We start from the raw sequence: 17732 nt of genomic DNA, 5'->3' as shown, positions 1-17732 counted from the left end.
ACGCACGAGGAGGACTCCATGAGCGACATGGGTAACGACAAGAACGCTTCCGACGTGGCCGACACGCCGACGCCCGACGCCGACGAGGCCGTCGACGAGCAGACGGGCTCCGACCTCGAGGGCAACGCCAACGACGACGTCGTCGAGACCGAGGACGCCGGCTGAGCCGACCGATCCGACGAGAAGGGGCTGCCGCAGTTCGACACCGCGGCAGCCCCTTTCGTCACATCTGTGCGTCAGCGCAGGGAGTCGAGCCACTCCTGGGCAGCGACGTAGGCCTCGTCGCTCGCGTCCGGGCGGACGTCGACCGGACGGCGGTCGGCGCGCGCGTAGGAACCGAGGAAGCGGACCTGCGCGGCAACGCGCTGCAGGCCCATGAGCGCCTCGCCGACGCGCTCGTCCGCGACGTGCCCGTCGACGTCGATGGAGAAGCAGTAGCTGCCCATCGCCGCACCGGTCGGGCGCGACTCGAGGCGCGTCATGCTGATGCCGCGCGTGGCGAGTTGTTCGAGCAGTTCGAGCAGACCACCGGGGCGGTCGTCGTGCTGGTAGAGCACGAGCGTCGTCTTGTCGTGGCCGGTCGGCTCCGGCGTCGAGCTTCCCCCGTCCCGCCCACGGGCACGCTTGACGAGGACGAAGCGCGTCACGGCCCCGACGTTGTCACCGATGTCGGTGGCGAGCGTCTCCAGACCGAAGACCTGCGCGGCCATCGGCGCGCAGACGGCCGCCTGGTACTGGCCGATCTCACCGCGCGCGAGACCCTGCGCCGCGGCCGCCGTCGACAGCGTGGGCACGTACGTGGCCCCCGGCAGGTTCTTCGTCATCCACCCGCGCACCTGCGGCCACGCGTGCGAGTGCGAGCCGACGCCGGTGATCGCGTCCTCACGCGTGCCGGGGCGCACCGCCAGGACGAACGTGATCGGCACGAGCACCTCGCCGACGAGCCGCAGCGTGCCCTCGGAGTCCTCCGAGTTGAGGGCGTCGAGCGTCGAACTCACGCCACCCTCGACGCTGTTCTCGATCGGCACCATGACGGCGTCGACCTCACCCTCGCGCACCGCGTCGAGCGCCGCCGGGACGGTGGCATAGGGCACCGACTCGGCCAGCAGCGCCTCGGCCGTCTCGGCATCGTTGTGCTGGTGGTGCCACTGACGCAGCGCCGCCTGGGTGAACGTGCCCTCGGGGCCGAAGTAGCCGAAGGTCTCGCGTGCGCTCACGGTGTCTCTTTCCCGGCCCGCGCTGCCGCGACGGCCTGCTTCTCCTCGGGCGTGAGCTCGATCGAGCTCCGCCCGTTCTCGATGCTCTTGGCGTAGGTGCGCGACTCGCTGCGCGCGTGGATCGACGAGATGACGAGCCCGTCGCCGTCGTCGTCGAGCAGGGCCGCGGAGAACGACAGGCGCCCCGCGATGTCGCCGAACGCGTCGTAACGCACGAGCGCCACACGCTTGAGGCTGTCGCCTGCGTCGTCGGTTGCGCTGCGAAGTTCGCTTCGCGCGGAAGCGAGTTCTCGCGCAACCTCCTTCGGGCCGTCGCCGTCACCCCAGAGCACCCGGAAGCGCCGTTCCAACGTCACGACGCGCCACAGCGAGACCACCGCGACGAGGCACGCCACGGCGGCGACGGCGAGAGCGGCGATCAGCATTGGTTCAGCCTAGGGAAGCTCGGGCGGCCCGCGTCAGGCCGGTACCCAGCTCGGGAACTCGACGCCCGCGAGCCCGGCGATCATGAGCGCGGCGAAGATGAGGCAGACGACGCCGCCCGCAGCGCGGATCGTGGACAGGCTGATGCGGTTGAGCAGCGCGCGGCCGACAGCCGCACCGAGGCCCGAGACGAGCGCGAGCGCCGTGAACGCGGCGATGCCGACGGCCCAGGGATTGCCGCCCCGGGCGACGAACCCGGCCGTCGCGAGCTGCGACAGGTCGCCCCACTCGGCGAGGAAGAGGATGAGGAAGCTCGCGCTGATCGCCTTGAGGCCCTCGGCGGGCTTCGCCTTGCCGGCGAACTCCTCCTCGGCCTCGTCGCCCTCGGCGGCAGCGTCCTTGGCGCCCTTGATGAGCAGGATGCCGGCCACGAGGAAAAGCAGCGCGACGACGACGTGAACCGGCGTCTCCGGCAGCTTGCTCAGCACAGCACCGAACGCGACGGCGACGAACGTCTGGACGAGGAACGCCGACGCCACCCCGATCCACACGTACAACGGGCGGTACTTCGTCGCGAGAACGAGCGTCGCGATGAACGTCTTGTCGGGCAGTTCCACGAGGAACAGCGTCGTGAAGACGGTCAGCATGAGGGCGATATCCACGCTGGCCAACGATACGCGAGCCGGGCCGCCGGGGACTCACCTCCGTCTCAGGGCCGACACCTATGCTTGAGCGATGTTCCGCCGGTGGCTCGTCAGCGTCCTCGCGGCCGCGCTGGCGTTCGCGGCAGCGGCGCTCGGCATCAGCACGATCAAGGGCGACCGGCCTCCCACGCACCGCGTTCAGCCCGGCAACCTCGTCGTCATCGGCATGCCGGGCCTCACGTGGAGCGACATCAACGAGGAGACCACTCCGACACTGGCGCAGATGGCCGGTCACGGCGCCATCGGCAACCAACTCGTGCGCGCCATCAGCGCCCACACGTGCAGCGACGCGGCGTGGGTGACATTGGGCGCCGGCGCCCGCACTCCCATGGGGTACGGGCCCCCGATGGCGTCCAGTTCCGGCACCAACTCGTTCTGCCCCGAGCCCGTCACCGGCGTCCACAACCCGACGACCCAGACCTACACCTTCCACCAGTGGGACACGTGGTCGAAGGTCGCCTTCCGTCGCAACATCCCCTCCCGCATGGGCCTCGTCGCGAGCACCCTCGAGGACGACCAACAGTGCGTCGCCGCCGTCGGCGAGCGCGCCACGCTCGCCGCCGCGAACCGCGACGGCTTGGTCAGCCACTACTCACCGACGCTCACCAAGGACGCCCTCAGCGCCTGCCCGGTGACCTTCGTGTCCCTCGAGAGCCGCAACGACGCAGAGCTGCGCTACGTCATCGACAACGCGCCCATCGACACCACGTTCCTCGTCACCGGTCTCACCGACGACGAGCGACCCGAGTCGCCGCGCGCCATCATCCTCGACGGGCCCAACATCGGCGGCGGCATGCTGCGTTCGCGCTCGACGCGCCAGCCCGGCCTCGTGACGACGACCGACATCTCCGCGTTCATCCTCGAACGCGTGCCGAACCCGCCGACGCTCGGTGAGGGCAGGCCCCTCTCGGTCGAACGCACGTCGACACCCGCGACGATCCGCTCGGTCCACAACATGCAGACCCTGTTGCGCACCGAGCACAACCTCATTGCGCCGTTCTTCACCTGGGTGTTCTCCATCGCCCTGGCACTCACGCTCGTGGGAGTCGGGCTGTTCGTGCGGGCGCGACGGCTTTCCGGCGGCCACCTGACGCCGCCGTCACGAAAGGACGCCGAGGCCGAGAGCCCACAGGTGACTCGAGCCCGGCGACTCAACCGATGGTGGTGGAGCGTGACGGCCGCGCTCCTCGCCAGCGTGCCGGTCGCCACGTTCCTCGCGAACCTCTACGCCTGGTACCTGCACGAGCACGCCCTCGTGCGCTACGGGTTGAGCGTGCTCGTCGTGCTCGTGCCGACGGCGATCGTCGCCTTCCTCGGGCCGTGGCGCAGGTGGACGCCCGGGCCGGCCGTTTTCCTCGCGGGGTTCACCGCCGTCACGCTCGCCATGGACGTCGTGCAGGGTTCGCGCCTGCAACTCGTGTCGATGCTCGGCCTGCAGCCGGTGTACGGCGGGCGTCACTTCGGTATGGGCAACGTCGGGTACGCGCTGTTCATGACGTCCGCGCTGTTCATGGCCGCGATGCTCGCCGGGCGCTACCGCGCGATGAAGCGGCCTCGTTTGGCGCTGCTCACGGTGCTCGCCATCGGCGTGCCCGCGATCCTCGTCAACGGGGTGCCGCAGTGGGGCAACGAGGGCGGCGGCTCGGCGGCGTTCGTGCCCGCGCTCGTGTACCTCGCCATGCGTGCGCGCGGATGGCGCATCACGTTCACGCGCCTCGTCGCTGCCGCTTTCGCGGGCGTCGTCTTCGTCCTCGGCGTCGCATGGCTGGACTACCTGCGCGGCGAGTCGGAGCGAACCCACCTCGGTGACGTGTTCGCCGGGCTCATCGGCGACGGGCAGATCAACCCCGTCAAGCGCATCCTCTACACGAACTGGAACATGCTCAACCAGCACTGGTTCCACTGGCTCGTGCCCCTCGGGCTGCTCGTCGCCGTCGTCGTGACGGCCTTCCCGACGGGCCCGGGGCGCTTCCTCCAGCCGCTCTTCGTGCGTGTGCCGATGCTGCGCCACGGGCTCATCGCCATCATCATCATGCTCGGCTTCGGGTTCATCGCGAACGACTCCGGCACGTCGATCCCGCCCGCCGGCGCCCTCGTCGTCATCCCCCTGCTCGTACTGACGGCCGCCCGTCTCACGTCGTCGGCCACCTACGAGGCGCCCCGCGTTCCTGCGGCCGGTCGACTGCCGTCGAAGAAGTGACGCGAGCGTTCGAAGGTGCCGCGCCGAGGCGGGGTTGAGGACTCAACGCGCCCTGACGGCGAGCACGCACCTGGCACCGCGTCGCCTCGCCCCCGCGTTCCCCCGAACGCACTGCGCCCCTCGTCCGAAGCAGACGAGGGGCGCGGGTGGCGCGACAGTCAGCGAAGCGTGATCTGGCGCGAGACGATGCCGTTGCGTGCGCGGCGCTCCTCGGCGTCGAGCGGCGTCGAATCGAGCGAGGCGTAGGCCTCCTCGTAGGCGGCGGCGAGTTCGAGCATCGGCTTGCGCTGTTCCTCGGGCAGACGCGTGGTGACGACCTCCCACACCGGCGTCAGCACCCCGCAGGCACGGAAGGCGCCGAGGAGACGGCCGTCGTCGTCGTTGCTCGGCATACGGCCCTTGCCCGACGCGGAGAGGCGTGCGAGAGCGTCGGTGGCCTTGTTCTCCTCCTGCGGGAGCACCCAGCGCACGAAAGCGCGGTCGCCGATGAGCACCCAGTACGCCGAGTCGACGCCGGGCAGCTTGAAGGTGGGAGCGATGGAGTCGTTGGCGTCCTCCATCGAGATGGAGGCCTCTTCGCCGACCTCGTGGTCCTCGGGGATCCAGAAGTCGAACGTGTCGTGCACCGTGGGCTCGAGTGAGGTGCTCGTGAGGATGTCCTGCAGACGCGGGGTGGCGGCGCTGACGGGCGGCATCGCGGCGAGCGGCTGACCCGGCTCGAGCTGCGTGACGGCGATGAGTTGCGCGGCGACGTCACGGCTGGCGTCGCCGGAGCCGCCGCCGGTCTGCAGCGCGACCATCATCTCGCCACTCTCGCGACGCAGGCCGGGCCACGCCATCGGCAGGATGGTGGCGACGATCGCCTCGTGCTCGGCGCCGTCGACCTCGAAGGTGACCTTCGCGGTGGCGGACGGCACGATCTCGCGCATGGCGACCCAGTCGGTCTCGTTCGCGAGGCCCTCGAAGGGGCGCGCGACGAACGGGGCCGGCTGCTGCGAGGGGTCTTTCGCGACCCGGTTTTCCTTGCCCTTACGGCGTGAAGCCTTACCCATGGGCACGATTCTAGGCGTGACGACGCCGGGGTGCTTGCCCCCCCGTCGCGCGAGGTATCAGCGGCTGATGGGTGGGCGTCGACCGTGGTGTCCGGGGACGTTGTGTGGATCCGGGGGCGATATGTCGCGGCCAGATCGAGACAAGTGCCCTGGCCAGGAAGTCGGCCTAGCGGCGGAGGCGGGCGTCAGGCGCGGCGGCGGCTCGGGCCGCCGAGGCTGGCCCACACGGTGCGGCCGTTGCGCTCGTCGGTGACGCCCCACTCGTGCGCGAGGGAGCGGACGATGCGCAGCCCGCGGCCCGCGTTGACCCACTCGGCCTTGGGTTTGGGGACGGGAACGTCGTCGCTGCCGCCGTCGGTGACCTCGACCTCGACGCGGGGCGCGCGCACCTTCCAGTGCACGCGGATGCTGCCGTCGGCGAGGGGCTTGGCGTGGCGGATCGCGTTCGTGACGAGTTCGCTGACGACCATCTCGCACTCGCTGATGATGTCGTCCTCGATGGTGCCGTCGGAGAGGTCGTCGACGATCGCGTGGCGAATCTTGGGCACCGACTCCAGGCTCCAGTCGAGGCGGACAGTTCGGACGCGTGCGTCACTCGACACGGTGACTCCTCTCCCTGGGGGTGTGCTCCGTGCATAGTTTCTCACGCGCGTGAAAAACCGACCGGTAGCGCTTGGAGGTCGTCGCCGCAGTCCAGTCGCTGCCGGGCTCGCTTCGTAGCCGGTGACGTTCGGTGCGGTTGGTGACGTTGCACCGTCACCAACCGCAGGAAACGCAGCCGGCTGGAACAGGACGTCGGCCCCTTGTCGCCTCGCCGCCGCCCTCGCTAGCGTCGAAGTCATGACGACGAACTCCCCTCTGCCCCGCGGTATCCAGCACATCGGCGTCACCGTGCCCGACCTCGAGGCGGCCACGCGCTTCTTCGTCGAGGGTCTCGGCGCGAAGGTGGCCTACGACGGGCTCTCCCCGGACGACGAACCCCGCCAGGGCGCCGAGGTGGAGCGTCAGCTCGGGTTGCCGCGCGGCGCGGCCATCCACCGTCAGCGCATGTTCGTCATCGGCGAGGGGCCGGGGCTCGAGGTGTTCGAGGTCAGCGGCGAGCAGCGTCCGGCGGCCGGCCTGGCTGACTTCGGCCTCAACCACATCAGCTTCTACTGCGACGACATCGAAGGGTCGCTGCGCCGTCTCGTCGACGCGGGCGGCGAAGCGCTGAGCGAGGTGCACGGCAACAGCCGCTACGAGGATTCCGAAGGCAACGGTAGCGTCTACGTCAAGGCTCCGTGGGGCATGCTCGTCGAGCTGCAGACGATCCCAGGCGGGCACTACTACCCCGACGACTCCGAGGCCGAGGTCTGGATGCCGAAGCCCCGCGACTGAGATCAGCGGACCGCGGACCCAAGGTTCCCCACTCGCGTGACATCCCGCGCTTGTGGGGAAATCTCACCCCTGTTGAGCCCCACGTGCGCGACATCTCGCGCGAGTGGGGCTCACCCGTAGAACGCCGCCCGGGCGGCGAGGACCTCTGCAGGCTTGTTGGTGATGATCGCGTCGACGCCGTTGCGCAGACAGCGCAGGACGTCGTCGGGTTCGTCGACCGTCCACACGTGCACCTCATGCCCGCGGCCGTGCTGCTCGGCGACGAGACCCGGGTTGCGGCGCAGTATCCCGACGCTGATCGCCGCGATCGAGATGCCGCTCGGCAGCCGTCCGCCACGGATGCGCTGCGGCATGACGCCCTCCATGAGCCACGCGAGCGGCACCTCGGGCGCGAGCCGCGTCAGCCGCGTGACGGCCGGCAGCGAGAACGACATGACGCGCACGTTCGTGCGCTCCGGGTCGTGCGTGTCCAACCCGAAATCCGCCAAGACCCGCGCGAGTTCGGCCTCCACCTTGCCCGCGTGCCGCGACGGGTGCTTCGTCTCGATCGCGAGATCCACGCGGCGCCCCGCCGCCAGCGTCGTCCTCACGAGCTGACGCAGCGTGAGGATCTTCGAGGCGTTCCGGTCAGCCAGTTCCAGTTCATCCGCGCCGACGCGCGTCTTCCACGAACCCCAGTCGAGTTCCTCCAGACGCGCCAACTCGAGCGCGCTGATCGCCCCCGTGCCGTTCGACGTCCGTTTCGCCGTACGGTCGTGGACGCAGACGAGGTGCCCGTCGGCGGTGAGCCGTACGTCGCACTCCAACGCGTCGGCCCCCACCTCGATGGCCCGCTCGTACGCCTCCAGCGTGTGCTCCGGCTCGTGGTGCGAGGCCCCACGGTGGGCCACGACCTGCGGCGGCCGGCCCGTCAGCGTCGGAATGTCGAGCGGCTCCACGGGCGGGCGTACCGCCCGAAACCCGTGCGCGAGCACCTTCGTCGGCGTCGTCAATGCCGGGCGCTGGGGCTGAACGGGCACGTCGACCATCCTTCCGCGAGGAGCGAACCGGGCGCACCGCCCGCCCACTAGGGTGACGACGACGGCACACGCCCACGATTTCACGAGGAGCCTCATGAGCACCCAGGAGATTCCCGAAGAACTTGCCGCGGCCGGCTTCGCCCCCACGAGCACGCCCGAGGTGCTCGCGGCCCGCACCGGCTCGCTGGCCCGCATCATGCTCAACCGCCCGAAGGCGATCAACGCGCTCACCACCGACATGGTCGACGCCGTGCGCGAGTGCCTCGACGCCTGGCGTGACGACGACACCGTCACCGCCGTGACCATCGAGGGCGCCGGCGAACGCGGCCTGTGCGCGGGCGGCGACGTACGCAGCGTCCGTGAGGCCTTCCTCGAGGGCCAGCACGAGCGCACGTTCAGCTTCTTCGAGCGCGAGTACCGTATGAACGCGGCCATCGCCGACTACCCGAAACTCATCGTGAGTTACCAGGACGGCATCGTCATGGGCGGCGGCGTCGGCATCTCCGCCTACGCCGGTCTGCGCGTCGCGACGGAGCGCACGAAGGTTGCGATGCCGGAGACGATCATCGGCTTCTTCCCGGACGTAGGCGCTCTCTACCTCCTCTCGCGCGCACCCGGCGGCACAGGCGCCTACCTCGCGCTCACCGGCACCACCGTCGACGGGCGCGACTCCTGCTACGTCGGGCTCTCGGACGTCGTCATCGACTCGGCGTCGTGGGCGACCGTCATCGAGCGCCTCGCCGACGGCGCCACCCGCAACGAGGCCGTCGCCGGCCTCACGACGAGCGGGGACGCCTCGCTCGAGGGCGAACGCGCGTGGATCGACGACGCCTTCGGCTCCGGCGAGCAATTGCGCGCGCCGTCGGACGTCCTGGCCCGTCTTCGCGACTCGGACGAGACGGCGGCCGGCGAAGCTGCTGACCTGCTCGTTCAGCGTTCACCCCTGTCCGTGGCGGCGACCCTCGAGGCTTTGCGTCGCGCCGCGTCGATGGATTCGGTTCACGAGGTGCTCGACCAGGACAAACGCCTCGCCCGCGGCCTCGTCGAACACGGCGACTTCGTCGAGGGCGTGCGCGCGCAGCTCGTCGACAAGGACCGCGCGCCGCAGTGGTCGCAGAAGTCCTTCGACGAGATGAGCGACGAGCAGGTCGCGCGCCTCTTCGACTGAAGAACCGCCCTGTGACGAACGGCCCGGTGTGTGAGCTGCGCAGCTCACACACCGGGCCGTCGGTCACAGATCGTAAAAGCGTCAGTGGCGCACCTTGTGCCCGATGACACAGCCGACGATGCCGTCACTGACATTCGATTCACACGGGCTCCCGCTACCTCGAGAGTCATTCGGCTGACCGGCGATCCGCCGCATGCCCTCTAGACGACGGTGAACGCGGGCGCGGCGAAGCCGAGACCATCGGCGTAGAGGCTCGTGTTCTTGTTCGTCGGGGTGGTGAAGGTCGCCTTGAAGACGTAAGTCCCCGCCACCGCCTTGAAACTGAACGACGTCGACGAGCGAGTGCGGCTGATGGCGCCGGAGGCCACGTACGGCACCTGCACGCCGCTGGTACCGCTCGGCGTCGTATAGGTGGCCGCAGACCCCGAAACGACCACGCCCGAGGGTGAGGTCAGCTGCACTGCAAGCGTCTGCGCACCAATGGGTGAATTCGCAGGGCGAACCGCACCCAGGTCGTACGAGACCCGGTACGTGCACCCCTCTCGCAGACGCGACGCTGAACTCGACGACGGCTGGACCACCACGTTGTAGGTCGCCGTGGTCGTGGCGGGGTCCGTGCTCGTGGCCGTCGTCTGAGCTATGAAGTAACTCTTGCCATCGGCACCGGTCGTCACCTTGTTCGACGTGGGGCTTACAAGCGTGCCGGTGGCGGGACTGGCGAAGACCCACGTCGAGTCGAAGGTCGTCGCCACGGACTGGCACGTCGAGGCAGCTACGGCCGGGGCGGCCGCCCCCACGACGATCACGGGCGCAGCCCACGCCAGCCCCTTGGCCACATTGCGGCGGCTGACTCCACTGCCGTCGGATTGGAACTGGTCTTCCATTACCACAAGCCTTTCGCGCGACAGAAAACTGGCCCCGCAGGGCTCACGAGTAGCCGGAGACATCGAACCTCACGCTGCTGCGGTGGGATCATTGGCAACACGACGTGTCGCGATCACCCTCAGCCCCCGGTGACTCCCTACGGGACATCATCCTACGAATCCCCTAGCAGATCTACCCCCTAGAACCCATCAAGGCTCCGCCACCACAGGACCCAGCGCCACGGTTGTGCGTGTACCGGAGTGGTGCCGAAAGTCCTCCGCGCCGATCCACGACGAGCAGGCCGCGCGTCTCCTCGGCTGCCGAACGAGGATGTGACGAACGGCCCTGTCACGGAAGCGTCAGTGGAGCACCTTGAGCCCGATGACGCAGCCGACGATGCCGAGCAGCAACAGAACCTTGGCGAGTGAGACCGGTTCCTCTCCCGTCGCCATCGCGTAGGCCACCGTGAGAACGGCACCGATGCCGACCCAGACGGCGTAGGCCGTACCCACCGGCAGCGACTTCATCGCCGTCGCCAGGCCGATCATGCTGAAGGCGCACCCCACGACGAACACGATGCTCGGGCCGAGCTTCGTGAACCCCTCCGACTTACCGAGCGCCGTCGCCCAAACCGCTTCCATCGCACCGGAAATCACGAGAATCACCCATGCCATCGTCATTCACTCCCGATGGCCGTCTTGTCGCGTTCCGGGTACGGCTCCCTCGTCCGGGCCCCGCGGTGGCGGGGTCGATTCCACGATCTCAGACCTGGAGGTCACGTGCCACCGGGCACCTTCAGCGCCGTCTCCCTCCGGGCCGAGCCGTGAGAACGACGCGAGCGAACCACCCGAGGGCCGCGAAACATCCGAGCTGCGGGCCGGCGAGCATGCCGGCCAGGAGGCACAGCGCGACGACGTCCGGACCGTGCAGGAGCGCTGCGGCCAGGCCGATCTCGACGTCCCCGGGCGGCGTGCTGACGCTGTTGCCGAACGTCACGGGCGGCGGATCGGCGCGGCGGGCGACGCCTGCCACGGTCGAGACGGCGAGGAGCACACCCCACGCCAGGGCGGCGGCCGCACCGACCCCGGCGCCGCCGAGCATCACCGCCCCGAGGAATGCGCCGAGAACCAACGGGGTAAGCGTGAGTGCCAACGTCACAGCCTGCGGACGCGTCGGCACGAGGCGCCACAGCGACGACGAGCCGAGCCACGTCGTCAGGCCCTGCCCGGCCATGGCGACGACGCTCCAGACGACGAAGGCCGCCACGACGACGGTGGAGCGCTCACTGAATGCCGGCCCGAAGATCGCCCCGAACGCCCAGACGCCGAGCATCCATGCGGCCCTAGCAGCGAGCGGTCCCCGACGACGGAACGCTGCGACGACGTCGCGTGCGAGGAAGTCGACCACGACAAAACGGTGGCGGAAGTGAGCCACGCCGAAGCTCGTCGCGCGGCCTCGACGACGACCCGCCCTACGCGCACTGCGCACCGCGAACACACTCGGGTCGAGCATCACCGCGCCCGTCACCGCCGTGTCCACGGCATCACCCGCAGTCCGAAGACTCGGCCTACCGACTTGGCGCAGCCACGTCGCCCAACGCCACGTTGAGACGAGCGTCACCGCGGCCACGAGAACGGTCGTCACTCCGATGATCCACGGCCTCGCACCCGTGACCTCCCACGTCGCCCCGACATGGCGCCCCCAGGTGATGACGAGTGCAGCGGCCGCTACCACGACTGCCGCGGCCACGCGAAGTCGATCGGCCACCCGGCGAGCCTGCGCCCAGAGCGCGATCTGGTGCACGGCTACACCGACGAGGCCGCCCAGGGGAACGAGTACGACGGCGCCGCTGCCTCCACCACCCAGGAGCGCCGTCGTCAGGCCACCGAGGGCACCGAGAGTCGCGACGAGCCCGAACGTCACGAGGAGGGGTCGCCTCAGCAGCCGAGCCCGATCGATCGGTGAGGGCAACAACCACATCGCCGGAGCCGGCCGCGCGTGGGCTGGGCCGAACGACAGACACGTCGCGAGGAGGCCTGCAGCCCAAGCGGCAGCGAGGGCACACGGCACCCATGATGCTCCCGCACCCCCGAGGGTCCCCACTGCCTCATGGACGACGGCGAGCCCCATGGCGCAGCCGGTGAGGGTGAGGAGGAACCCGCCGTAGACGAGAGTCCATGTGGAGGTCCGGCTCTCCCGGCTGCGCGCCCGGGCGTCGCGCAGGACGTCGGCCTCACCCATCGGCACGCTCGTGGGCGCGCTCGACGTCGAGAAGGCGAGCGCCCGCGATCGCGCACAGCGTGTGGTCATGACTGGCCATGAGAACGGCGCGGCCTTCGTCGGCGCACGCTCGCAGGTAGTGGCCTAGCCACTCGCGGCCGTCCGCGTCGAGACGTTGCTCCGGTTCGTCGAGCACGAGCAACCGCCACGGCCGCGCGAGCGCTTGGGCTAGACGGAGGCGCTGTGTCTGCCCGGAACTCAGGGTGGCGGGCATCCTGTCACCGAGGTCGGCGAGCCCGAGGGCGTCGAGGGCATCGACGACGACGCGGGCCTCCTCACCGTGGGCCCGGGCGAGGATCGCGAGATGTTCGGCGACGGTGAGGTCGGGAAACCAAGCCGTGTCGTCGAGGAGCGCGCACACCTCGCGCCGCGTGGCCGAGTCGCGTTCGTCGAGGGGCGAACCGTCCCAGAGCACAGCGCCGCCGTCGCACTCGTCGAGGCCGGCGATGCAGCGCAACGTCGTCGTCTTGCCCGCGCCGTTGGCGCCGACGAGTGCTACGACCTCGCCGGCGGCGAGGGTGAACGTCAGATCGTCGACGACACGCACGCCGCCGAACGATCGCTGCAATGATTCGACCTCGAGCACACCTTCTCCTTGGGGGGGTCGACGACAGCCTGCCACGGTTCGTCGCCGGGGGCGCTCACGCGACGTGTGAGGGGCCATCCAGGCGTGCCACCCCGCGCGGCGACGGCGGTGCCGGGGTCGCCCGTTGTTAACCTCGGACGGTGTTTGTGAGCCGCGCAGAACTCGAGACGATCCTCGGAACGTCGATCCCCGACGGTGTCGACGGCGTCGACGCCGTCACCCACGACTCTCGCGCCGCGGGCCCCGGTGGAGCGTTCGTCGCCGTCCCCGGGTTCACCGTCGACGGCGTGACGTTCGTGCCGCAGGCCATGGCCAACGGTGTCTCACTCGTCGTCGCCGAGCGTGACGTCGACGGCGCACCCACCGCCGTCGTGCCCGACGCGCGCGCTGCCCTGGCCGCCCTCGCGACGGCGACGGCCGGCCACCCGAGCCACGACGTCGTCGTCTACGGCATCACGGGAACGAACGGCAAGACAACGAGCAGCTACGTCCTGCACGGCATCCTTTCCGCCGCGTACGGCGAGGAGCACACGGGCCTCCTGACGACGGCGGAGATCGTCGTCGGCACCCACCGCGAGCCTGCCGTGCGCACCACGGGCGAGGCGCCGCAGGTGCAGGGCAACCTCGCGCGCATGCGGGACGCAGGCGTGCAGCACGTCGTCCTCGAGACGAGTTCACACGGCATCCACCTCCAGCGCGTGGCCGGAACCCGCTACGCCGCAGCGCTGTTCACGAACCTCACGCGCGACCACATCGACCTGCACGGCACGATGGAGGACTACTTCCTCACCAAACGCCGCCTCTTCGAGTGGACCGAGGGCCCCAAGCTCACGAACGTCGACGACGCCTACGGCGCCCGCATCGTCACCGAGGTGCCCGGCACGCTCGGCTTCGGCGTGAGCGAGAAGGCCGACTACCGCATCAGCGACGCCCGCCCGAGCGAGGGCGGCACCGCCTTCACCCTGACGACGCCCGCCACGTTCCTCGACGGCCGCGAAGCGCCGGGACGCATCGAGCTGCAGATGCCGCTGCTCGGCGACTACAACGTGCACAACGTCGCCGGCGCCTCCGCGATCGCCCTTGAGATGGGCATGCCGCTCGACACGCTCGTCGACGCCGTGAAGAACATGGGCCAGGTTCCCGGCCGCTTCGAGCGCGTGGCCGCGGCCACCGACAAGGGCTTCGAGGTCGTCGTCGACTATGCCCACACCGAGGTTGGCCTCGAGCTCGTGCTCGACGTGGCGCGCGACGTCATCTCCCCCGAGGGCCGCGTCATCTGCGTCTACGGCGCAGCGGGGCGCCGCGACCCGGCCAAGCGCCCCAAGATGGGTGAGGTCGCGAGCCGCCTGGCCGACGTCAACATCATCACGAACGACGACACCTACGACGAGGATCCGCAGGCCATCGCGGACGAGGTCATGGCCGGCGCCGACGCGGCTGACACGACGGTCGTGCTCGACCGCCGCGAGGCGATCCGCCAGGCGCTGGCGCAGGCTCGCCCGGGCGACATCGTCGTCGTCGCGGGTAAGGGCCACGAGCGCGTGCAGCACCTGCCGCACGGTGACGTCGACTTCCACGACGCCACCGTCGTCACGGAGTTGCTCACCGAGAGCTGACGAACCGAAGGCACCGACGAAGGGCCGGTACTGCGCAGGACGCAGTACCGGCCCTTCGTCGTGTCCTGGCCACGAAATATCGGGTGTCCATGAACGTGATGCACGAGACAGTCACTGGACTTGCACCCTATTCACTACAGGCGTAGTGTGAAAGACATCGAGGCACTACAGATGTAGAAGAAGCCACGAAGAGCCTCGAAGCGCCTGTCTCAACACCTCGCGCACACGACTTTCGAAGGAGAACATCATGGACAACCTCAACACCGTCTTCTGGATCCTCATGACGATCAGCGCCATCGGCGTCATCGCCTTCGTCGCCACCCTCGCCACCTGGGGCACGCAGTTCTTCGCTGCCAACCGCCCGGTGCGCAAGGAGCGCCGCGAGAGCATCCCGGCCTACTACGGTCGCCTCGCCACGAGCCACTGATCGTTCGCGATCATCGCGAGACCCCGTCACACCTTCGCGGTGTGACGGGGTCTCGCTCTGTCTGTAGACGGGGGCGTCAGTCGAGGAGCGACTCGCGCAGCTCAGGCGGCAAGAGGCGGCGCGCGCAGATCATCTTCTGCTCGACGGCCGACGTCACGGCCTGAGCCGCGAGGATCGACGTCGACACGACAACCTGCGCCGTCGCGGCCTGAACGGCCGAACCGCCACCGAGCATGACGCCGATGAAGGCGCCGGGCAACGTCACCATGCCGGCCGTCCGGGTCTGGTCGAGCACGGGGATGAGCGACTCGGGCAGGCGCCGTTCGATGACGAGCGCGATCGCGTCCTTGGGCAGCAGACCAATCGAGAGGCCCGCCTCGTACTGGTTCTTCTCCTCGCGCAGGCCGTCGAAGGCGCGACGCGAAACGAGCGTGTGCACGCTCATGACGTTGCCGATGACGATGCCCGCGGTGGGGATGATCGACTCGCCCTTGAGCGGCACGACGCCGGCCGCCGCGACGATGACGAGCACGGGAAGCAGCCCTGACGCCATGGCGATGGCCGCGGCCACGCGGGCGCGATGATCGGTGGCTCCCGAGCGTTTCGTCGTCGTGAGGACGGCGACGAGGAACATCGCGACAACCGCAGCGATGGACGCCCAGAGGTACTTCACGACGCCCGTGATGAGCAGCGCGGCCAGCGTCAACTGCACGGCGGCGCGGGCCACCGCGATAAGCGATGTGCGCGACAGGCGGACACCGGACATCCGGTAGCCGACCTGGATCATGAGGAGCAGGCACACGATCGCGACGACGACGTGCCAGCCGAAACCTGTTGTCACCCGTGCAGTCTGCCCGCGTTCGCCCCCGTCGGCCAGTGAGGCGAGACTGTGCAGACGCCCCATGGCCGGTTCGGCGGCTTGTGACGAACGCAGAGGAGACGCCCATGACGACGCTGCCCCACCCGGGCACCGGCGAGCCGTTCGCCTCCCCCGTGCCGCCGGGCACGGGATGGCCGGCCGACCCCGCTCGACCGCGCACCCGCCTCGCGCGCAGTTCGGACGACGTCGAGCGGCTCGCAGCGTCGTCGCGTTCCCTGGAGCAGCTGGACGCCCGGGTGACGGTGTGCCGCGCCTGCCCGCGGCTCGTCGCATGGCGCGAATCGGTGGCGCGCGACAAGCGGGCAGCGTTCGCGGGCGAGCCCTACTGGGGACGGCCGGTGGCGGCCTTCGGCAGCACCAACCCCCACGGCCTGATCGTCGGCCTGGCCCCGGCAGCCAACGGCGCCAACCGCACGGGCCGGATGTTCACCGGCGACCGCAGCGGCGAGTGGCTCTTCGCGAGCCTGCACCGGGTGGGCATCGCATCGCAGCCGGTGAGCAAACACGCCGGTGACGCACTGGAACTCGACGGCGTCCGCATCACCTCCCCGGTGCACTGCGCGCCGCCGGACAACGTACCGACGAGCGTGGAGAAGGCCACCTGTTCCACCTGGCTCGTGCGTGAGCTGCAGTTGCTCGAGCCGGGGTTGCGCACGGTCGTTACGCTCGGCGGTATCGCGTGGACGCAGACGCTCGGCGTCGCGCGGCGCCTCGGCTGGGAGGTGCCGCGCCCCGCCCCCCGCTTCGGCCACGGCGCCGAGGTGGAGCTACGCACGGCGAAGGGACGCCCGATCAAGCTGCTCGGGTGCTACCACGTGAGCCAGCGCAACACCCAGACCGGAGTGCTCACCGAGGACATGCTCGACGCGGTGCTCGCGCGGCTTCACGACCCGATTCTGTAGACGTTCGGCGTCATATACGACGCGCAACGTCGACAGAATCCGCAGGAAACCTCCCAGCGGATCGCCACGTCGAAGGGCTGTGACTGCATATCGTGACGTCGTGACAAGCACAGCTGGCGAGACGTGGGGGATTTCCGGCCCGAACTTCCTCATCGGCTACGTCATTCTCACGTTCGCGGGCTACCTCATCGCCCGCTGGATCTTCGCGCCGCAGCAACGCGGGCCCAAGGATCTCGGCATCCCTCTCGACTCGTTGAGTTCACCCGAATGGGGCCTCATGCGACGGCCGGAGGCCGCAGTGAACGCTGCGATCGCCGACCTGCTCAGCGACGGCTGGTTAGTCGGCACGCCCGGACGGTGCGCGCCGGCCGGGCGCGGTGAACGCCCCCTTCGCACCCCGTTCCACGGGGCGGTCCTCACTGCGGTTGCGAATGCCGGTACCCACCAGCCGACGACGAAGCAGCTCCTCGCCGACCCGACGGTCGTGCGCGAGATGGCGACGATGCGCGGCCACCTCGAACGCCTGGGTGTTCTCACGACCCCTGCCCGCGAACGTCGCGCCTGGGGACTGCCCCTCGTCATGACGGCGGTGATCGCGCTCGGCGTCGCGCGGCTCGTCGCGGGCCTGAACAACGGCAAGCCGATCCTCTACCTCCTCGCTGCGCTGTTCTTCGCCGCTCTGTTCACCATGGCTGCCTACGGCGAACCGCGCCACCTCACGCGGGCGGGTCAGCGGTTGATCACCGAGAAGGCGAAGGCCAACCCCGACCTCGTCATCTCGAAGGCCACGCGCAAGGGCGGGTACGTCGGGGGCGCCGGGCGCGACATCGGCCTCTCGGTGGCCCTCTTCGGCACCTCCGCGCTCGTCCTCGCCCACCCCGCAGCGGCGTCCGCGTTCGGTATCGAGCACACCACCTACGGCGCCATCCCCACCGCCGGCAGCAGCGGGTCGTCGTACACGAGTTCGTCCTGCAGCAGCGGAGGCTGTGGCAGTGGATGCGGCGGCTGACACCCTGC

General features: G+C 69.7%; 19 protein-coding genes and 1 riboswitch. Of the genes, 8 read left to right on the top strand and 11 right to left on the bottom strand.

Going from position 1 to position 17732, the window contains the following annotated elements:
• The first annotated feature begins 18 nt into the window (after window positions 1-18).
• Window positions 19-165, top strand: a complete 147-nt coding sequence (locus tag EVU97_RS15015) for a hypothetical protein (protein WP_156170139.1) — start codon at window positions 19-21, stop codon at window positions 163-165.
• Between the two features lie 71 nt (window positions 166-236).
• Here the strand turns inward: EVU97_RS15015 and pheA are convergent, their stop codons facing one another.
• From pheA to EVU97_RS12105, 3 genes are read right to left on the bottom strand one after another with little or no spacing between them, the layout of a single operon-like run.
• A complete protein-coding gene (gene pheA, locus EVU97_RS12115) occupies window positions 237-1217 on the bottom strand; it encodes a prephenate dehydratase (protein ID WP_129666139.1) in 981 nt (326 codons plus the stop codon).
• Window positions 1214-1642, bottom strand: coding sequence for a DUF4446 family protein (locus EVU97_RS12110; protein ID WP_047310715.1), 429 nt, complete (start codon window positions 1640-1642; stop codon window positions 1214-1216). Before EVU97_RS12110 ends, pheA begins: the two co-directional genes overlap by 4 nt.
• A gap of 33 nt (window positions 1643-1675) precedes the next feature.
• On the bottom strand, window positions 1676-2302 hold the full coding sequence (locus tag EVU97_RS12105) for a TMEM165/GDT1 family protein (protein WP_118913724.1): 627 nt from the start codon (window positions 2300-2302) through the stop codon (window positions 1676-1678).
• Between the two features lie 73 nt (window positions 2303-2375).
• Here EVU97_RS12105 and EVU97_RS12100 point away from each other — a divergent pair, with 73 nt between their 5' ends.
• Window positions 2376-4544 carry a hypothetical protein gene (locus EVU97_RS12100; protein ID WP_129666137.1) on the top strand — a complete coding sequence of 723 codons (2169 nt, stop codon included), beginning with the start codon at window positions 2376-2378 and terminating at the stop codon, window positions 4542-4544.
• A 158-nt stretch (window positions 4545-4702) separates the two neighbouring features.
• Here EVU97_RS12100 and EVU97_RS12095 read toward each other — a convergent pair whose 3' ends face one another.
• Together EVU97_RS12095 and EVU97_RS12090 are read right to left on the bottom strand one after the other, a co-directional pair.
• Window positions 4703-5596: a DUF5926 family protein gene (locus EVU97_RS12095; RefSeq protein WP_129666135.1), complete on the bottom strand. Its 894-nt coding sequence runs from the start codon at window positions 5594-5596 to the stop codon at window positions 4703-4705.
• 185 nt (window positions 5597-5781) lie between these two features.
• Window positions 5782-6198, bottom strand: coding sequence for an ATP-binding protein (locus EVU97_RS12090; RefSeq protein WP_047310719.1), 417 nt, complete (start codon window positions 6196-6198; stop codon window positions 5782-5784).
• A 238-nt stretch (window positions 6199-6436) separates the two neighbouring features.
• On the opposite strand from EVU97_RS12090, the gene EVU97_RS12085 reads away from it, so the two are divergent.
• Window positions 6437-6973, top strand: coding sequence for a VOC family protein (locus EVU97_RS12085; RefSeq protein ID WP_129666133.1), 537 nt, complete (start codon window positions 6437-6439; stop codon window positions 6971-6973).
• 110 nt (window positions 6974-7083) lie between these two features.
• On the opposite strand, the gene EVU97_RS12080 is transcribed toward EVU97_RS12085, so the two are convergent.
• Window positions 7084-7992, bottom strand: a complete 909-nt coding sequence (locus EVU97_RS12080) for a glycerophosphodiester phosphodiesterase family protein (RefSeq protein ID WP_240730223.1) — start codon at window positions 7990-7992, stop codon at window positions 7084-7086.
• Window positions 7993-8086: 94 nt separating this feature from the next.
• Here EVU97_RS12080 and EVU97_RS12075 point away from each other — a divergent pair, with 94 nt between their 5' ends.
• Complete coding sequence (locus EVU97_RS12075; protein WP_129666129.1) at window positions 8087-9160, top strand: enoyl-CoA hydratase/isomerase family protein; 1074 nt, start codon at window positions 8087-8089, stop codon at window positions 9158-9160.
• Window positions 9161-9360: 200 nt separating this feature from the next.
• Here the strand turns inward: EVU97_RS12075 and EVU97_RS12070 are convergent, their stop codons facing one another.
• The 4 genes from EVU97_RS12070 to ccmA all read right to left on the bottom strand — a co-directional run bounded on the left by EVU97_RS12070 (window position 9361) and on the right by ccmA (window position 12890).
• Entirely contained in the window at window positions 9361-10044 is a 684-nt protein-coding gene (locus EVU97_RS12070; RefSeq protein WP_129666127.1) for a hypothetical protein, read from the bottom strand.
• A gap of 339 nt (window positions 10045-10383) precedes the next feature.
• Entirely contained in the window at window positions 10384-10698 is a 315-nt protein-coding gene (locus tag EVU97_RS12065) for a multidrug efflux SMR transporter (RefSeq protein ID WP_047311180.1), read from the bottom strand.
• A 14-nt stretch (window positions 10699-10712) separates the two neighbouring features.
• A riboswitch (guanidine-III (ykkC-III) riboswitch) is annotated at window positions 10713-10776 on the bottom strand.
• A 43-nt stretch (window positions 10777-10819) separates the two neighbouring features.
• Entirely contained in the window at window positions 10820-12334 is a 1515-nt protein-coding gene (locus EVU97_RS12060; protein ID WP_129666125.1) for a DUF6297 family protein, read from the bottom strand.
• A complete protein-coding gene (gene ccmA / locus EVU97_RS12055) occupies window positions 12258-12890 on the bottom strand; it encodes a heme ABC exporter ATP-binding protein CcmA (protein WP_205744905.1) in 633 nt (210 codons plus the stop codon). Before ccmA ends, EVU97_RS12060 begins: the two co-directional genes overlap by 77 nt.
• Window positions 12891-13030: 140 nt before the next feature.
• On the opposite strand from ccmA, the gene EVU97_RS12050 reads away from it, so the two are divergent.
• Window positions 13031-14506, top strand: a complete 1476-nt coding sequence (locus EVU97_RS12050; RefSeq protein WP_129666121.1) for a UDP-N-acetylmuramoyl-L-alanyl-D-glutamate--2,6-diaminopimelate ligase — start codon at window positions 13031-13033, stop codon at window positions 14504-14506.
• A gap of 247 nt (window positions 14507-14753) precedes the next feature.
• Window positions 14754-14933: a hypothetical protein gene (locus EVU97_RS12045; protein WP_129666119.1), complete on the top strand. Its 180-nt coding sequence runs from the start codon at window positions 14754-14756 to the stop codon at window positions 14931-14933.
• A 76-nt stretch (window positions 14934-15009) separates the two neighbouring features.
• Here EVU97_RS12045 and EVU97_RS12040 read toward each other — a convergent pair whose 3' ends face one another.
• Window positions 15010-15774, bottom strand: coding sequence for an ABC transporter permease (locus EVU97_RS12040; RefSeq protein WP_052946911.1), 765 nt, complete (start codon window positions 15772-15774; stop codon window positions 15010-15012).
• A 104-nt stretch (window positions 15775-15878) separates the two neighbouring features.
• On the opposite strand from EVU97_RS12040, the gene EVU97_RS12035 reads away from it, so the two are divergent.
• Window positions 15879-16715, top strand: coding sequence for a uracil-DNA glycosylase (locus tag EVU97_RS12035; protein ID WP_129666117.1), 837 nt, complete (start codon window positions 15879-15881; stop codon window positions 16713-16715).
• Window positions 16716-16815: 100 nt separating this feature from the next.
• Window positions 16816-17724 carry a TIGR04222 domain-containing membrane protein gene (locus EVU97_RS12030; protein ID WP_165357957.1) on the top strand — a complete coding sequence of 303 codons (909 nt, stop codon included), beginning with the start codon at window positions 16816-16818 and terminating at the stop codon, window positions 17722-17724.
• Window positions 17725-17732 lie beyond the last annotated feature (8 nt).

Origin of the sequence: Dermacoccus sp. 147Ba (genome assembly GCF_004151355.1) — a bacterium.
In the GTDB taxonomy this organism is placed as follows: domain Bacteria; phylum Actinomycetota; class Actinomycetes; order Actinomycetales; family Dermatophilaceae; genus Dermacoccus; species Dermacoccus abyssi.
This window is presented reverse-complemented; position numbering and strand designations above follow the sequence as displayed.